Raw genomic sequence first — 276 nt, forward strand, 5'->3', positions numbered from 1 at the left:
GATCAGCCGCGCCTCATAGTGGTGATCCTCGCCCCTGACGGCGATCAGCCGCGCCAGCACCCGCTCGCCCTCGCCCACGGCGGGGTCGGACTGGCGCGGCAGGAACAGGATCTTTGGCTCGGGCGCCTCGCCCTGCCACTCCATCGGGCGGGCAAACAGATCACCCGACGCATCGGCGGGCAGGATCTGAATCACGCTGACCGGAGGCAACTTCTCGGCATCATGGTAATGGCGGCGCTTGCGCTCAAGCTGGCCCTCGGCCTCAAGCTCTTTGAG

1 protein-coding gene is annotated in these 276 nt (G+C 67.4%); it reads right to left on the reverse strand.

Features of this window, described 5'->3' with window-relative positions; genetic code table 11:
• Nucleotides 1–276: hypothetical protein (locus RMT89_RS42830; RefSeq protein WP_315889167.1), on the reverse strand; the 276-nt coding region annotated here is incomplete at both ends.

Source organism: Streptomyces sp. P17 (assembly GCF_032436805.1).
In the GTDB taxonomy this organism is placed as follows: Bacteria; Actinomycetota; Actinomycetes; order Streptomycetales; family Streptomycetaceae; genus Streptomyces.